At 61.2% G+C, this 16,366-nt stretch carries 13 protein-coding genes and 1 tRNA gene; 7 read left to right on the top strand and 7 right to left on the bottom strand.

All coding sequences use genetic code 11. The features are described from left to right. Window positions 1-8 precede the first annotated feature (8 nt). Genes BM017_RS10930 through BM017_RS10915 form a run of 4 tightly spaced genes read left to right on the top strand, consistent with a single transcriptional unit; the run spans window position 9 to window position 3,814 of the window. A complete protein-coding gene (locus BM017_RS10930) occupies window positions 9-1,070 on the top strand; it encodes an acyl-CoA dehydrogenase family protein (protein ID WP_092243864.1) in 1,062 nt (353 codons plus the stop codon). Beyond that, window positions 1,067-1,870: an ABC transporter ATP-binding protein gene (locus BM017_RS10925; RefSeq protein WP_092243861.1), complete on the top strand. Its 804-nt coding sequence runs from the start codon at window positions 1,067-1,069 to the stop codon at window positions 1,868-1,870. Before BM017_RS10930 ends, BM017_RS10925 begins: the two co-directional genes overlap by 4 nt. Further along, a complete protein-coding gene (locus BM017_RS10920; RefSeq protein ID WP_092243857.1) occupies window positions 1,857-3,056 on the top strand; it encodes an ABC transporter substrate-binding protein in 1,200 nt (399 codons plus the stop codon). Before BM017_RS10925 ends, BM017_RS10920 begins: the two co-directional genes overlap by 14 nt. A gap of 11 nt (window positions 3,057-3,067) precedes the next feature. Next, window positions 3,068-3,814 carry an ABC transporter permease gene (locus BM017_RS10915; RefSeq protein ID WP_170856070.1) on the top strand — a complete coding sequence of 249 codons (747 nt, stop codon included), beginning with the start codon at window positions 3,068-3,070 and terminating at the stop codon, window positions 3,812-3,814. 63 nt (window positions 3,815-3,877) lie between these two features. On the opposite strand, the gene BM017_RS10910 is transcribed toward BM017_RS10915, so the two are convergent. Beyond that, window positions 3,878-7,387, bottom strand: coding sequence for a membrane-targeted effector domain-containing toxin (locus BM017_RS10910; RefSeq protein WP_092243851.1), 3,510 nt, complete (start codon window positions 7,385-7,387; stop codon window positions 3,878-3,880). A gap of 336 nt (window positions 7,388-7,723) precedes the next feature. Between BM017_RS10910 and BM017_RS10905 the strand changes: the two genes are divergently transcribed. Next, window positions 7,724-7,912: a hypothetical protein gene (locus tag BM017_RS10905; RefSeq protein WP_010210250.1), complete on the top strand. Its 189-nt coding sequence runs from the start codon at window positions 7,724-7,726 to the stop codon at window positions 7,910-7,912. A 6-nt stretch (window positions 7,913-7,918) separates the two neighbouring features. Here BM017_RS10905 and BM017_RS10900 read toward each other — a convergent pair whose 3' ends face one another. Then, entirely contained in the window at window positions 7,919-8,299 is a 381-nt protein-coding gene (locus tag BM017_RS10900) for a fe2+ zn2+ uptake regulation protein (RefSeq protein ID WP_071488184.1), read from the bottom strand. A gap of 237 nt (window positions 8,300-8,536) precedes the next feature. On the opposite strand from BM017_RS10900, the gene BM017_RS10895 reads away from it, so the two are divergent. Further along, entirely contained in the window at window positions 8,537-10,822 is a 2,286-nt protein-coding gene (locus BM017_RS10895; protein ID WP_092243848.1) for a bifunctional acylase PvdQ, read from the top strand. Between the two features lie 212 nt (window positions 10,823-11,034). After that, a tRNA-Cys gene (locus BM017_RS10890) sits at window positions 11,035-11,108 on the top strand. A 147-nt stretch (window positions 11,109-11,255) separates the two neighbouring features. On the opposite strand, the gene BM017_RS10885 is transcribed toward BM017_RS10890, so the two are convergent. From BM017_RS10885 to BM017_RS10865, 5 genes are all read right to left on the bottom strand, one after another. Continuing rightward, window positions 11,256-11,642 (bottom strand): DUF1090 family protein, encoded by a 387-nt coding sequence (locus BM017_RS10885; protein WP_071488186.1) that lies wholly within the window; start codon window positions 11,640-11,642, stop codon window positions 11,256-11,258. Between the two features lie 196 nt (window positions 11,643-11,838). Further along, the gene (locus tag BM017_RS10880; protein ID WP_078048589.1) at window positions 11,839-12,093 is read right to left on the bottom strand and encodes a hypothetical protein; all 255 of its coding nucleotides are present in this window, start codon (window positions 12,091-12,093) and stop codon (window positions 11,839-11,841) included. 99 nt (window positions 12,094-12,192) lie between these two features. Beyond that, window positions 12,193-13,611 (bottom strand): efflux transporter outer membrane subunit, encoded by a 1,419-nt coding sequence (locus BM017_RS10875; protein WP_092243845.1) that lies wholly within the window; start codon window positions 13,609-13,611, stop codon window positions 12,193-12,195. Then, window positions 13,608-15,176 carry a DHA2 family efflux MFS transporter permease subunit gene (locus BM017_RS10870; protein ID WP_092243843.1) on the bottom strand — a complete coding sequence of 523 codons (1,569 nt, stop codon included), beginning with the start codon at window positions 15,174-15,176 and terminating at the stop codon, window positions 13,608-13,610. Before BM017_RS10870 ends, BM017_RS10875 begins: the two co-directional genes overlap by 4 nt. Then, on the bottom strand, window positions 15,169-16,272 hold the full coding sequence (locus BM017_RS10865) for an HlyD family secretion protein (protein ID WP_092243840.1): 1,104 nt from the start codon (window positions 16,270-16,272) through the stop codon (window positions 15,169-15,171). The genes BM017_RS10870 and BM017_RS10865 overlap by 8 nt, the downstream gene beginning before the upstream one ends. Window positions 16,273-16,366 lie beyond the last annotated feature (94 nt).

The raw sequence follows: 16,366 nt of genomic DNA, 5'->3' as shown, positions 1-16,366 counted from the left end.
AAACATGAATGCTTGACCCAATCTTGAGCCGTTGGCTCGATGTTCAAGCGCAGGCCCTGGACGTGGGCAGTTGCGCTCCACAGGAAGTGCTGCCACGGCTGGCAGAGGCCAATGTATTGCGTATCGGCGTGCCGGCTCAGCTTGGTGGCCTGGGTGGGGATGTGGCCGGTGCGGTGGAGGCTATCGCTAATGTTGCCAGCCATTCCCTGGCGGCGGCGTTTGTGTGCTGGGGCCAGCGTTCGTTTATCGAATATTTGCTGCAAAGCCCGAATGCGCAACTGCGTGAGCGACTCTTGCCGGACCTGCTCAGCGGCAAGTTGGCGGGGGCCACGGGGCTGTCCAATGCGATGAAGTTCTTGTCGGGTATTGAAGCCCTGCAGATCAGCGCCGAGCCTACCGACGACGGCTGGACCCTCAACGGTCGGCTGCATTGGGTCACCAACCTGCGCAAAAGCGGTTTTGTCGCTGCGGCTGCCATCGAGCATGCCGGGGGTGGTGCGCCGTTTATCCTGGCGATTCCGGATGCGGTGGCCGGCTTGCAGCGCTCCCGCGACCTGGAACTGCTGGGGTTGCAGTCCAGCAACACGGCGGCCCTGGGGCTCGAAGGCGTGGCGCTGAGTCGCGACTGGTTGCTGCATGAGGATGCACGCAAGTTTTTACCTGCGGTGCGCCCGGCGTTCCTGGGGTTGCAGTGTGGCATGTCCATCGGCCTGGCCCGGCGCTCCCTGGCGGAAGTGGCCAACCACCTGGGCGCGACCCGTACGGTGTTGCGCGAAGAGCTGGAGACGCTGCGCGGGACTTTGGATCACCTGGTCAGCGACCTGAAGAACGGCCTGTTGGCCGGGCGCTTTGCGGCCGAGCCGGCAGCGTTGTTCAAGCTGCGCATCGCCCTGGCCGAAACGGCCGCCCATGCTGTGCAACTGGAGTTGCAGGCCAGCGGCGGCAAGGCCTACCTCACCGCCCACGGCAGCGGTTTTGCGCGGCGCTGGCGTGAGTCGGCGTTCGTGCCGATCGTGACCCCGAGCCTGGTGCAATTGCGCACCGAGTTACAGCGCCAGGCCAATCTATGACGAACGCGGTATTGAACGCCCAGGGGATTTGCCTGGGGTACGCCGGCGGGCCAGTGTTGCAGGGCTTTGACCTGCAACTGCAGCCCGGCGAAGTGGTGTCGATCCTCGGTCCCAGCGGGGTAGGCAAGTCCAGCCTGCTGCGGGTGCTTGCCGGTTTGCAGGCGCCGCAGAGCGGCAGTGTGCGGGTGCTCGGTGAACCTGTGGATGGCCCTCACCCGCGTGTTGCGGTGGCGTTTCAGGACCCCAGCCTGCTGCCCTGGCTGAGCCTGGAAAAGAACGTCGCCTTCGGCCTGGACTTCGCCCGCCAGCCACACTTGAGCGTTGAGGAACGCCGCCAGCGTGTCGACCACGCCATCGCCGCCGTTGGCCTGGAGCATGCGCGCCAGCACTTCCCGGCGCAGCTTTCCGGCGGCATGGCCCAGCGTACGGCGCTGGCCCGTTGCCTGGCGCGCCAGCCCCAGGTGCTGTTGCTGGATGAGCCGTTCGGTGCCCTCGACGAGGTGACCCGCGCCGACATGCAGCACCTGCTGCTCAAGGTCAACCGCGAGCAGGGCTCGGCGGCCGTGTTGATCACCCATGACATTGATGAAGCGCTGCTGCTGTCGGACCGCATCCTGCTACTGGGCAACCGCCCGGCGCGGACGTTGGGCGAGTGGCTGATCGACCTGCCGCAACCGCGCGAAGAACAGGTGGAAGCCATCGGCGCGCTGCGCATCGATATCCTCAAAACCCTACGGCAGGCGAGCCGCCCTCAACCCAACCCCCTTGACCTGCTGGAGCCTGCCCATGTGCCTGGATGACCTGACCCACTCGCGTCGCGACTTTCTCAAACTCTCCGCCGTGCTCAGTGCCGCCGGCGCCTTGCCGCTGCTGAGCAGTCTGCAGGCCCGCGCTGCCAGCGAGCCGGACGCACCCGTGCGCATTGGCTACTTGCCGATCACTGACGCCACGCCGTTGCTGGTGGCGCATAACAATGGCCTGTTCGAAGCCGAAGGCATCAAGGCCGAGCGCCCGGTGCTGCTGCGCAGTTGGGCGCAGGTGATCGAGGCGTTCATTTCGGGCCAGGTCAACGTGATTCACCTGCTGTCGCCAATGACCGTGTGGGCACGCTATGGCAGCAAGGTGCCGGCCAAAGTGGTGGCGTGGAACCATGTGGGTGGCTCGGGCCTGACCGTGGCGCCGGGCATCACCGATGTGAAGCAATTGGGCGGCAAGTCGGTGGCGATCCCGTTCTGGTATTCCATCCATAACGTAGTAGTGCAGCAACTGTTCCGCGACAACGGCCTCACGCCGGTGGCGCGGGCGGCGGGCAGTGCGATTGCGGCCAATGAGGTCAACCTCATCGTGCTGCCACCGTCGGACATGCCACCGGCGCTGGCGAGCCAGGGTATCGATGGCTATATCGTCGCCGAGCCGTTCAACGCCCTGGCGGAAAACCTCAAGGTCGGTCGCGTGCAGCGCTTCACCGGTGACGTGTGGCGCAACCACGCATGCTGCGTGGTGTTCATGCACGAGCACGACCTGACCAGCCGCCCGGAGTGGTCGCAGAAGGTGGTGAATGCCATCGTCAAGGCGCAGGTGTGGACCCGCGACAACCGCGAAGCGGCGGTGAAGCTGCTGTCCAAGGACGGCTCTAACCGCTATACCCCGCATGCCGAGCCGGTGTTGAGCAAAGTGCTGGCGCCCGCCGCGGCCGACCGTGTGGCCTACCTGGCCGACGGCGCGATCCAGCATGGGAGTTGGGATGAGCACCGCATCGATTTCCAGCCCTACCCATTCCCCAGCTACACCGAGGAACTGGTGCGCCGCCTGAAGGACACGCTGATCGAGGGCGACAAGAAATTCCTCGCCGACCTGGACCCGGCGTTTGTCGCCAAGGACCTGGTAGACGACCGTTTCGTGCGCAACGCCATTGAGTCCGTGGGCGGCATGAAGACCTTTGGTTTGCCTGAGGGGTTTGAGCGGCATGAGGAGATTGGCGTTTGAACAAACGGGAAATCCCGGGCTGGTTGCTCGGGTTGAGTGGCTTGGCGGGGTTGCTGTTGCTCTGGTGGCTGGGGGTGAAAGTGTTTGGCGCGGCGGACGGCTTGTCGGCACGCTTTTCCCTGGCCGCCACGGCCGCCAGCCTGTGGGAATTGCTCGGGCGCGGGGAGTTGTACCTGCACATCGCCGTGAGCCTCAAGCGTATTTTCGTTGGGTTGCTCCTGGCCTTGCTGGTCGGCGTGCCGCTGGGATTGCTGGTGGGCAGTTCGCGCAACCTGGAGGCGGCGACCACGCCGGCGTTCCAGTTCCTGCGCATGATCTCGCCGCTGTCGTGGATGCCCATCGTGGTGATGCTGATGGGGGTAGGCGACCTGCCGATCTATTTCCTGCTGGCCTTTGCTGCCGTATGGCCGATCATGCTCAACACCGCCGCCGGGGTGCGTCAGCTCGACCCACGCTGGTTGCAGTTGAGCGCCAGTTTGAGCGCGACCCGCTGGGAGACCTTGCGCCGGGTGATCATTCCCGGCGTGGTGGGGCATGTGCTGACGGGCGTGCGCCTGGCCATCGGCATTCTGTGGATCGTGCTGGTGCCGTGCGAGATGTTGGGAGTCAGTGCGGGGCTTGGGTATTACATCCTCGATACCCGTGATCGGCTGGCTTATTCGGAGCTGATGGCGATGGTGGTGTTGATCGGCTTGTTGGGCTTTGCGCTGGATGCCTTGGCGCGGTGGCTGCACCAGCGGTGGGTGCGTGCTGGCTGATAGGGCAAACAACGGCCCGGATACATCCCCGGGCCGTTGTTTGCGGGAGAGCAGCAAGTAAGGTCAGCGTTCTACAAAAATATGCAGATCACCCGGAATGCCGCCTCCCCAGCCTACCGGTTTTGTAGGGTCTTGAGGCCGGCCAATTAACTGCTTGCCGACCTGCCCTTTGACGTTATCTGCGTTAGCCACGTAGATGCCGATGCTGTGTGTCAACTCAGCCAGGCCTGGTACATTTTCGCAAGTGTTCATATGGGCGCACCCAACCAGTGCGACCCATTTTTCAGTTCCTGAAGTCGCCTGGATGGTTTCCGAGGCGTAGTAGTTGCACTCCCTGAGGCGGCGTTGCGAGCTTTCGCCCGTTGTTGTACGCTTTTTATGGGGCTGGTCTTTGTGTCGCGTGAGGAAGCAGTGATCAATGGGCATGACTTCTATGCCATTGGCCTCAAGCTTTCCGAGTAGTTCCTCGAGCGTCGGATTAGTTCGACGCCCTTGTTCACCCAGTACACCTATACCGTCATCCCGCAGGCCTGTCGGCGTATCGATAAGCCCTTCGAAATACACTTTCTTGACGCCTTGGTTCTTTAACGTTTCCACGTTAGCGAAAAGCACCTTGAAACTCGCCATCTGTGAGTGCTTTTCCCCCAACACTATGCCGTTAGAGGTTTTGAACGCCTCTTCAAACAGTGTTGGCACGCTGACGGATTTGGGCACCGATGGGATAAGAGGACGCTCCAGCTTTTTTATAGGGGGCAGGGCGTCATAAAATGCGTTCATTTCTTGTTTGAACTTGTTCATGGTTGCTTCTATGGTATCCGGTTCGAAATGGTCAAGCTCCAACTTGCCTTGCAAGCTTTCTACGTAGTCGCCCTCGGGTAATGGCTTTTTGATGTGTAACGGACGAGCGTCGGTATTCAAGGGGTTGAATCGATGACTTTTGTTGGGTTTTCTGTGTGTTGTGGGAGAGTTAGGATTCAAGGTGTCCTGCACGCTGAAATCCTTCAGTGGCGGGCCGTAAGGCTTCATCGTGACCGGGTCATAGGCGTACCGTTGCCCATTATGAATAATGCTGCTGGTCTCCAGGGTTTGCTCCCCGACCTTTAAGGTCCCCCATGTGACATCACCGTAAGGCGGCGGAGTCAAGCCTGCCGCAATCTTGGCTTTAGTAATGCCTTTGCTTGCGAGGCGGGTGCCCCCGAGCAACAAATCACCTACACCATTCAACGGGTTGAACTCACTGATAACGGTGGTTCCGACGATTCTCGAGCATTGCAGCGCCTTCTTCGTCATGGTGATGGCTTTGGTACCAACCTTGGCGACTTTCGCTGCGGCCGCTGCACCGGCAGTGACAAAACTGAAGACGTCCAGGAACAGGTCTGTGGCGCCGTCGATGTATTGACCCTCCTTGAAATTGCAAATCGCCGATCTGAGAGGGATCAAATCCAGGAAAAAGTTGGTCAAGGCCCATTCGGCATCCATCTGCTTATCGAAGCTGGTGACGCCCTTGGCTTGCTTGATGACGTCCCGATTATCAATGTGAAGGTGTTTCACAAAGGTATCTGCAATGGCCTGGGTTCGAGCGCTTGTGAAGGTGGAGGGGGTAGGCTGCGCTGATCCGGCTTGTGTGTTCTGGCTGAAGTCGGCATTGGCAACGGGTGTGAATTTCTCGATCGGATAGACCCGATTGGCATCGCGCTCACGCTCGCAGGTCAGGACACTGTTACTGACCTGCGTGATGGAATGCTTGCTCAGGTCCACCTCATACGTGGTGGTGCCATTCGCGCCAGTGGCCTTGACGTAGAGCTTTTCATTTTTATGGTGGAGGGTTCTGTCGGTGAAACCGAGGCCCAGGCGATAGGTATTGAGCTGATAGAACTCAAGCTGCCCGTACTCGAGGTTCTGCCTGTCAGCCAGTGGAAGCTGGGCGATCATATGTTTGATCGCTACGCCGATGCCTTTTTTCTTGTCGCTGATGGCCTGTGCAAGTTGGCTGTTGAATTCGGCATTGACTCCCAAATTGAGCGACTTGCCTTCCAGTGCGGCATTGATGCGCGGGTCTTGGCTCACCCATTCGTAGTTGTCCAATCCACTCATTGCAATGTCCAGGAGCGACATCATGCCCGCAGGCGCGCGATTCGGGTCGTAGACCGGTTGAATTGAAGGTTGCTTGGTGTCATGGACCTTCAGCAACTTTTCTTCAAACGGAACGCTTTCGCCAAACCGCTCCTTGAGGCGAGCGAGGGCGATATCCCTGCGGCTGGGCATTTCGGATTGGATCAGGCTGGAGGCGTCAATCTGCTCAATGGCCTGTTGGTTGAACGCGTTTCTGACCACCTCAATGTCGGCTGCGTTGTAACGTCCGGCCTGCTCCGGAGAAAGAACGCCATTGACCAGCCCCCATACTCGCAGGGCAGCGATCTGCGCACGTTGAGTGGCCTGCGGATTGTAAAGGGCGGCAGTTTCAGCTTCAGCCATGACTTGGTTAAAGGTCATGTTTTGCACTTTTCCTGGCGTCTTGGCCTCTATCGATGCTGCCGCGGTCCGCAGCCTGACCCAGGCGGCGCTGGCGTACACCACAGCGTCGGGAACGTCTTTGATCAAGAGTTCGGGGTGCTTCATTAAAAGCAACAGGTGTGCACCTGTTTTGGACATCTCGGCGGAGGTTCTACCTGATTTGCTCAGGTGCGTACTCAAGCCGTCTACAATCATCGATAAAGGCTTGCCCCAATGGGTTTTGTTGGACAAATCAAAACCGGCCACTTTATTAGGGTTAGGCTCGGTCAAGCACTCCGGGTCCATTTGCAGAATTATTGCTGTCTTGAGGCATTCGTACGCGCTTTCGCGGGTGGCAACCCAATTCATTTGCTTGCACAGGGTTTCAGCCATCAATAACCCCTCGGCAGTACCCATCAGCATTTCCCCCACTTGGATGGGATCACTCAGGACTCCCTCGGGAAGGGGGGCCTTGTAACGCAAAAACTCCAGCAACCCCCCCTTCACTCCCATGACCAAGGGCTTGTCACCGAGATGATGTTCGTAGTTCATGGCGAACTTACGCAGGCGCCCTTGATCAGCTGTGCTCAAGGGAATAGGCCAGCTCAACGCACCACCAAAATTGCCAAGGGGGTGTTCCAGAGCTCTGTCGATCAGGGCTCTGGCCAGGGCGATCAAGGAATAGTGGCTGTCCGGTACGGGGAGGCCGTTGGAGGTGATGTAGTTCTCCAGTGTGGTGGTTCTGCCGGCTTCCTCAGAGGAAGATGAGCCCGGCGCGACTTCCATCGACGTGGACTTGAGTGCCGTGAGGACAGCCAGCGGGGTGGCCGCTTCACCCAGTTGCGCCGCCAGCTCATTGAGTTTGCGTGCCAGGGTCCTGAAGTTCTTCTGATCTGCGAGCTGTTGCTTGAAGTCACCGCTGTCTGGGCAATTGTCTGTTTGTGGCTGGGGAGTGGGGCCTGCTGCCGAATCGAGGTGTGCGCTGGCGGTGTCTCGGAGGGTGGATAGAGATGGACCGTTAGGGTGGGGCGGTTGATACGTGTATGACTGCTGAGGCGAGCGAGTATGTAGTTGGGTCATTGTTGGGTACCTATTCAGACGTACTGAGAACAAGCGCCTGTCAACGGGAGGTTCCCTTTTCCCATGGCGCACCGCTGTGTGCTGAAAACGTCCGTTCGCGTTCCGGCTGCGGGTACCAGGTTTTGTAAGATCGGATGTAGGCGGGGAGTAGGCGGGCTGGTCAAGTGCAGTCAGTTCCGTACCGACGACAGCGTCAGCATTGCACTGTCAGGGGGTATTTTCTGCTTACTCGGGCTGGGTTTATCGCAGCGTGCGCCAGACGAGCCAAAGCGTTTCATCACCTGTAACATGAGCGCCTATTGATCCCGTTCCACTCCCAGATACAGGACCCCCCTGATGACCCAAAAACAGCGTTTGAAATATTCGATTCTGATTGCCCTGGCCGTACTGGCGACGATGTTTGGCCTGTCCTATTTGCAGAACACCGGGGTCATCAGCGAGAAGACATTCCAGACCATCGCCATTGCCGTCGCAGTGGTCGTGGTGGTGATCAACGGCATCATGCGCCGCAAGGTCAAGCTTTAACGGCGATCAGGCGCGGCCTTCGAGTACCTTGGCAGCCTCTTCATGGAGGCTGTAGCTTTTGTCCGCATTGAGGGTGATCACACCTTCGCTGCACAGGCGCTTGAGTACCTCGCGCACGCTGAGAAACGACAACGGAATGCCCAGCTCCAGCAAGTGGCTGTGCACGCCGCGTACGCCAAGGGTGCGCTGGTTGTCGGCGGCGGTGAGCAGGGCGTCGATGACCTTCAGCCGGATCAGGCTGGTACGCAGGCCAAAACACTTGAGCAGATGGCGGATACGCTGGTTGCCTTGCTGTTCGGGCGTTTTGCCGAACGCTTGCGGGCCGCTGCCGAAACTGGCTTCGGCCGCGTGTGAATGTCCATCCGTGGGCACTTGCGGGTTGTACATGCAAAAACTCCTTATCAGAGCCTGATCAGGAAAAAATGAGCGCTCTTGGTTAATAAGACGAACGAGCGAGCGAAATCATGAAGTGTCGGATGTAGAAATTTCGTCGGTATCGGTTTTGTCACATCCCCACCGCCTTAAATAAACGACCCCGTGCGTTAAATTATTCCCGGTGATTTGCGTTCTTACGGTGGGGTTATTGCCCCTTGTGAAACGGTTAAATCTGACGGTGGAGTCTGCGTGATTATTTCCAATGGGTTGTCCAGGGTCTGCATGGCCGGAGTGTTGCTGGGGTTGGGCCTGGCCGCCTCTGCGCGGGAGCAGGTGACGCCAGCGTCGGCGGACATCCGGCGCACCAGTTACGGCGTACCGCATATCCGCGCCAACGATGAACGTGGCCTGGGCTTCGGCATTGGCTACGCGTACGCCCAGGACAACCTGTGCCTGCTGGCCAATGAAGTGGTCACCGTAAATGGCCAGCGCGCCCGCTTCTTCGGCCCCGAGCAGGCGACCCTGGAAGAGCGCAACAACCTGGCCAGCGACCTGTTCTTTGGCTGGCTCAATACGCCGGATGCGGTGGCGGCATTCTGGAAGGCGCAGAGCCCGCAGATCCAGCAGCGTATTGAAGGTTATGTGGCCGGCTACAACCGTTATCTGAAAGAGCAGGGCGCGCCTGTGCAGTGCCAGGCCGCGTGGGTACGGCCACTGGTGGCTGAAGATCTGGTCAAGCTGACCCGCAGGCTGTTGGTCGAAGGCGGTGTCGGGCAATTCGCCGAAGCCCTGGTGGGTGCGGCGCCGCCTCAAGCAACCGCCAATGTGTCGAGCAGTGTCAAGGCCTTTGAACGGGTCGCGGCCAATCAACAGCGTTTCGCCTTCGATCGTGGCAGTAACGCCGTGGCAGTGGGGCGTGACCGCTCGTTCAACGGGCGCGGCATGTTGCTGGCCAACCCGCACTTCCCCTGGGTGGGCGGCATGCGGTTTTACGAGATGCACCTGACCATTCCCGGCCAACTGGATGTGATGGGCGCTGCGCTGCCGGGCCTGCCGGTGATCAATATCGGCTTCAACCAGCATGTGGCGTGGACCCATACGGTGGATACGTCCAAGCACTTCACCCTGTACCGCCTGACCCTGGACCCCAAGGACTCCACGCGCTACATGCTCGACGGCAAATCGGTCGCCCTGGATAAAACCACGGTGACCGTGCAGGTCAAACAGGCCGATGGCAGCCTCAAGGACCAATCGCACACGGTCTATAGCTCACAGTTCGGCCCGGTGGTGCAGTGGCCGGGCAAGCTCGATTGGGACAGCCACTACGCCTTCAGCCTGCGCGATGCCAACCTGGGCAACGACCGTGTATTGCAACAGTGGTACGCCATGAACCGCGCCGCCAGCCTCAATGAGTTGAAAACCTCGGTACACACCCTGCAAGGCATCCCGTGGGTCAACACCCTGGCCGCCGATGACCAGGGCCAGAGCCTGTACATGAACCTGTCGGTGGTGCCCAACGTCAGCGCGGCCAAACTGGCGCAATGCAGCGACCCACGCGCCGGCCTGCAGATGATCATGCTCGACGGCGCCCATAGCGCCTGTGCCTGGGACGTTGATCCGCGCGCCGCCCAGGCCGGCATCTTCCCGGCCGAGCAGTTGCCGCAATTGCAACGCACCGATTACGTGCAGCACTCCAATGACTCGGCGTGGCTGGCCAACCCCAAGGCGCCGTTGACCGGTTTCTCCCCGCTGATCAGCCAGGACCATCTCGGCCTCGGCCCACGTGCGCGCTTTGCCCTGCAACGCCTGCAATCCCTGGTTAAACCGATCAGCGTCAGCGACCTGCACAACATGGTGATGGACAATGAGGTGTACCTGGCCGGCCAAGTCATGCCCGATCTGCTCGCGTTCTGCGCCAAACACCTCGGCAGCGACGCCACTGCCTTGCACCCCCTGTGCTCCAGCCTGAAAACCTGGGACCAGCGTGCCAACCTCGACAGCGGCCTCGGCCTGGTGCACTTCATCAACCTGGTGCAGCACCTGCAGCAAATCCCCGACGCCTGGCGCGTGGCCTTCGACCCGGCCCAACCCCTCACCACCCCACGCGGCCTGGCCATCGACCGCGCCGATGTGGCCAAAGCCCTGCGCGAAGCCATGCTGGCCTCCACCGCCGACGTCGCCAAACGCGGTTTGACCGCCAGCAGCACCTGGGGTGAGGTCCAAGTCGCAGGGCAAACCCCGATCCACGGCGGCCCGCAGGAACTCGGCATCTACAACGCCATGCAAACCGTGCCCCGCGCCGACGGCAAGCGCGAAGTGGTCAGCGGCACCAGCTACCTGCAAATCGTCACCTTCGACGACCAGGGGCCCCATGCCCAAGGCGTGCTCGCGTTCTCCGAGTCCAGCAACCCGGCTTCCCCACACGCCAAGGACCAGACCCGAGCCTTCTCCCAAAAACAACTGCGCCCGCTGCCCTTCACCGAAGCCCAAATCAAGGCCGACCCGCAGTACCAACAACTGCGCATCAAGGAGTAGGGCAGGCCCGCAACCCCTTGATGCCAATACGAAATATTTTTGAAATCAAGGGGTTGCACGCCTAGGCAAATACGTACATAATGGCGCCCATCGAACGCAATGAAGCATTAAAAACTTCAATGTATTCAATGAGTTAGAGTAGAGGCAGGGTTATACAGCCCACTCAAGTTTTTATGCGGTGAGTGTCAGCAGTCGGGACATTGATCGTTTGAGGCCGAGTAGCAAAATGGTTATGCAGCGGATTGCAAATCCGCCTACGCCGGTTCGATTCCGACCTCGGCCTCCACTCTTGAAAACCCCGTAGATTAGCGTCTACGGGGTTTTTTATTGCCTGGACGAAAGTACGGGCGTGCCGATCAAGATTTTTGCAGGGCACGTCCCGCAGGCATGGAAAAGCCCGCAATTGCGGGCCTCTCGCACACGACTTTCCGGCTTATTTAAACAGCCCACCGATTGCATTGATCGCATCCGCTGCCTTGTTCACGTTTTGTTGGTGCTGCGGGTTGGTATTCACTTGGGCCTGGGTGTTGTAACTGGCGTTACTGCAGCTTTTGTTTGTCTGGGTCAGCGCAGCTTGATAGGCGGTTGCGCGCAAGGTATCGCCCTTGGCATTGGCTGCATTGATGTTCGCCTGCAGGTCGCGGACCTGTTGCTGGCAGGAGGAGGCGTTATTGGAGTAATTGGTGTTATTGGTGGTGTTGTTTGCACCACCCAGAGCAGAGGACAGAGCCCCTGTCAGGGCACTCAAGTCAGCGGCTTGTGCCGATAGGGCGATCAGACTGAACAGGGCGGCGGATGGAGCGAGCTTGGAAAGACGCATGGCAAACCTCAATGTTTTATTGTCTGCACGCGCGTGGCTCCCGAGCTGGTGCAGAGCAATATCCGTATAAGGTGTGTGCTCGGTTGCGGCAAAATATTATTTGGTCAAATTTTGAGCTTCAATATCCAGTGTCAATAAATGTGAATTCTTTCACGTTGTTCGTCGGCTGCGCGCCATTGGGGTATGCCTCCTGTGATTACAGGATTTCAGACCTGGCGATGCGCTGGTCTTTCACCTCACCTGCATACGCGTGAAGCCTTTCCTGTTGCGCTGCCAGCAACGCGCAGATTTTCATCAGCGCCAGCGCCTCATCCGGCGTGCGACCGCTGGCGGCCAAAGCGGTCAACTCAACCACCGACCACCCAATCACAGCGGCGGCGTCCTCCAGGTCGTAGAACAATTCCTGCTGTGCCGTTCTGGGGCCGTCGAGCCCCTGGATCAATTCTTTCATTTATTGCCCCTCCCGCTTCAGGTCAAACTCCATGATATCCATCCCGATCTCCGCCAGATCGGTCTTGAACGGAGTTTCTCCCATCAAACGCCTGATGTGTCACAACGTCCAGCCCAGCCCCAATGCCTTGTGCAGCGAAGCAAAATCCTTGAGCAGTTCCGCATCCCCGGAAATCCGGCTCTCCTGGGCCTGGTAGCGGGTACGCTCCGCATCCAGCCAATCCAGGGTGCTGGCGGTGCCCGCACGGTAGCGCTGGCGAGTCAGGTCCGCCGCGCGCACCGCCGAGGATTCCACGCTGCGCAACAGCATCACGTTCTGGCGTTGATGGCCGTACCGCGCCAGGGCCACATCGGCGTCGCGCAGCGCACTCAGTACCACACTTTTGTAGTGCGCGAGCGCTTCGTCGCGACCGGCTTCGGCGCCTTTGACGCTGGCGGCCACGCGGCCGAAGTCCAGCGCGTTCCAGGTCAGGCGCGGCAGGATCAGCCAGGTACCGTTGTCCTTGCGGGCGAGGTGGCCGGGGTCGCCGGCGGAGAATGACAGGTCGCCCGTCAGGCTGAGCTTGGGAAACCAGTCGGCGGTTTTCTCGCCGATCTGCGCGTTGCTGGAGGCCAGTTTGCGTTCGGCGACGCGGATGTCGGGGCGGGCCTTGAGTAGGGCGGCGGGGTCTGCCACGGGTACCACACCGGGGATGGCGGGCAGGGCTTTGGCGGTGGCGAGGCGGCCATCCAGTTCGCCGGGCTCCCGGCCGCAGAGCAGGCCGAGTTGATCCAGGGATTCAACGATGGCGGCTTGCAACGGCAGGCGCTGGGCCTGGGTGTTTTCTGCCTGGGTGAGGACTTGTTCCAGTTGCAGCTGTGAGGCCACGCCACGGCTGCGACGTTGCTGGGTCAGGTCGAGGGCCTGGTTTTCGATGTCGACACTCGCGTCTACCAACGCCAGCCGTGCCTGTTGGTCGCGCAGGTCGGTGTAGGCCTGCACCACTTCGGCGGCCAGTTGCACCTGGGCGTCGGCCAGTTGCGCCTGGGCAGCGTCGGCTTCGGCTTGCGCGGCTTCGACGGCGCGACGTGTGCCGCCGAACAGGTCGGCCTCCCAACTGGCATCGAAGCCGGCCAGGTAGAGCGTCAACGGCCCGCGACCGCCACCGCCGCCACCCAGTGCGGAGGTGTCGGGCGAGCGCAGTTTGAGCATGGCGGCGTCACCGGTAACCTTGGGCAGGGCGTCGGCCCGCGCACCGCTGAGGCTGGCGCGGGAGTGTTTCAAGCGGGCCTGGGCGGTGGCGATGTCGGGGCTGTTGTTCAGCGCCACCTCGACCAGCTCATTGAGCTGCGGGTCATTCAACGTTCGCCACCACTGCGCCACAGCCGGGGCGCTTGGCGCTTGGCGGTCGGCATGGGGCAAATGCCCGGCGGCCAGGGTTTTCGGCGCGGCGTCGGGTGCGCCTGAGTAGTCCGGGCCTACGGTGCAGGCCGACAGCAGGCCAACGGTCAGGAGCAGAGGAAACGAGCGAGCAATCATGGCTGTACCGTGCGCTTTTTCAGGATGAAGATCAGGGGCAGGCACGCCAGCATTGCGAGTCCCAATACGTAGAACGAATCGTTATAGGCCATCACCGAGGCTTGGCGGGCGATGTCGTTGGCCAGTTGGGCCATGGCTTGCAACGAGGCGGTGGAGGCGTCGCCGGTTTGTGCCAGGTAGCTGGCGGTGTTGCTGGCCATGTGGTCCTGGGTCAACTGGCTGTTGGCCAGGATGCCTTCGCGCAGCCGGTCGTCATGGAAGTGGCTGCGCCGGTCCATCAACACGCCGAGCAACGCCAGGCCAATGGTGCCGCCGAGGTTGCGCGACATGTTGTAGAGTCCGGCCGCGTCGCCGGCGTCCTTGGTCTCGACCGAACGCATGGACAGTTGGCTGAGGGGCATCATCACCAGGATCTGCCCGAAGCCGCGCAGCAACTGCGACCACACAAAATCATGGCCGACGCTGTCGGTGGTCAACAGGGTGTCTACAAAGCAACTGGCCCAGTACAGCAGCAGGCCGGCGCCGACCATCCAGCGCAGGTCATAGCGGCCGAGCATTCGCGGCAAAATTGGCATCAGCAAAAACGCCGGAATCCCCGACAACAGCATGATCGCGCCGGACTGCTGCGCGTTATAGCCGGACAGAATCCCGAGAAATTGCGGCACCAGATACGCCGTGCCATACAGCCCCGCACCCACCGCCGTACCGATCAGCAACACGCTGCCAAAGCTTTTGTTGAGCACCAATGGCAGGCGCAGGATCGGCGTACTGGAGCGCAATTGCCCCACGGCAATCAGGAAAAAACCGGTGACCGTGGCAATGCTCAGCCACACGATCAGCAGCGAGTCGAACCAGTGCTCGCGCTGGCCTTCTTCCAGCACCACGGTCAGCGAACTCAAGCCCATGGCCAGCCCCAGAATGCCCAGCCAGTCGGCGCTGATAAAGCGCTGCAGGTTCATGCGCTCGCTGGGCAGGCCTGTGATCAGCAGGGTGATCAGCGCGATGCTGATGGGCAGGTTGAGAAAGAAGCACCAGCGCCAGTTGATGTTCTCCGTCAGCCAGCCGCCGATCACCGGGCCGAGCAAGGGGCCGAGGATCACGGTCATGCCGAACATCGTGGTGCCGATGGCCAGTTGGTGGGGTGGTGGGCGCGTACGCACGATGGTCTGCGCGGTCGGGATCATCGCGCCGCCGGCGAAGCCCTGGCCGATGCGCCCGGCGATCATCGCGCCAAGGCTGGTGGACAAGCCGCAGAACATCGAGAACAGGGTGAAGGTGAGTGCGGTGCCGATCAGAAACCGGCGCAGGCCGAAGACTCGGGTCAGCCAGGCCGCGAGCGGGATCATCACGATTTCCGACATCAGGTAGCCGGTGGCGATCCAGGTGCCTTCGGTGCCGGTGGCGCCGATCTGACCCTGGATCTGCGGCAGCGCCGAGTTGGTGATCGACACATCCAGGGTCGCCAGCAGGGCGCCCAGTGCGCCGGCGGCGACGGCGATCCAGTCGGTCAGCGAGGCGTTGCGCGGTTTCTCGGCGGCCACCCCGGCCATGCTCGCCTCAGCCATGGTTGGCGTCTGCGGTGTGGGTGTCGACTTCCACGGTGGCCGACAGGCCTGGCATCAATGCGGCACGCAGGTCATCCGGTATGTCCAGGGCAATGCGCACCGGTACCCGTTGCACGATCTTGGTGAAGTTGCCGGTGGCATTCGACGGCGGCAGCAGGGCGAACTGCGCGCCGGTGCCGGGCGCCAGGCTGTCGATGTGGCCTTGCAGGTCGCGGCCGGGCAGGGCGTCGACATGCACGGTGACGGTCTGGCCGGGGCGCATGCCACCGATCTGGGTTTCCTTGTAGTTGGCGGTGAGGTAGATCGCGCTGATCGGCACCACGGTCAGCAAACGCGTACCAGGTTGCACGTACTGCCCCACGCGTACGCCACGGTCAGCCACACGGCCGTCCAGCGGGCTGCGGATGACCGCGTCGTCGACGTCCAGTTGGCTTTGCGCCTCGCTGGCCTTGGCTACGCCCAGTTGCGCCTGGGCCTGCTTGAGCTGGGCCTGCAACGTGCCGTAGCGAGTCTGGCTGGACCGCAGCGCCGCCTGTTTGGCCGCCACGGTGCTGCGGGCCTGTGCCAGTTGGTTGTTCAGTTGGGCCAGGCGCTCTTCCGGTTCGGCGCCCGAGCGGGCCAGCGGCGCGTAGCGGGCGACTTCGGTCTGCGCATGCCGGGCATCGGCCTCGGCGCCCTGCAATTGGGCGCGGGCTTCGGCGATGGTGGAGTCCTGTTGCACCAGGTCGGCCTGGGCCTTGGCGAAGTCGGCATTGCGTGCGGCAATGGTCGCGCTGGCTTCGTCGCTCACGGCCTGGTACTTGCGCGCATCCAGGCGCACCAGCACGTCGCCACGCTTGACGTTCTGGTTGTCGCTCACCAGAACGTCGGCCACGTAGCCGTTGATCTTTGGCGCCACGCTGATGCTGTCGGCTTGCAGGTAGGCGTCGTCGGTGGTCTCGATAAACCGCCCGGTGATCCACCACCAGGCGCCCCATGACACGCCCGCCAGCACGGCGACGCCGGCCACGCTGAGCAGGATGCGCCGGGCCTTGCCACGTTGACCGTTGACGGTTTCTTCAGGCATGACCTGAGGGGAGGGAGGTGCAGCCGACATCGAGGTCACTCCAGATTTATAACGAGTGGAATAAATTCCTTTTTTCGCGAATTTTTGTCAACTGGTATATTTTGGTCCGGTATTCGAACGGAGC

It is taken from the genome of Pseudomonas sp. NFPP04 (genome assembly GCF_900113815.1).
Taxonomy (GTDB): Bacteria; Pseudomonadota; Gammaproteobacteria; order Pseudomonadales; family Pseudomonadaceae; genus Aquipseudomonas; species Aquipseudomonas extremorientalis.
This window is presented reverse-complemented; position numbering and strand designations above follow the sequence as displayed.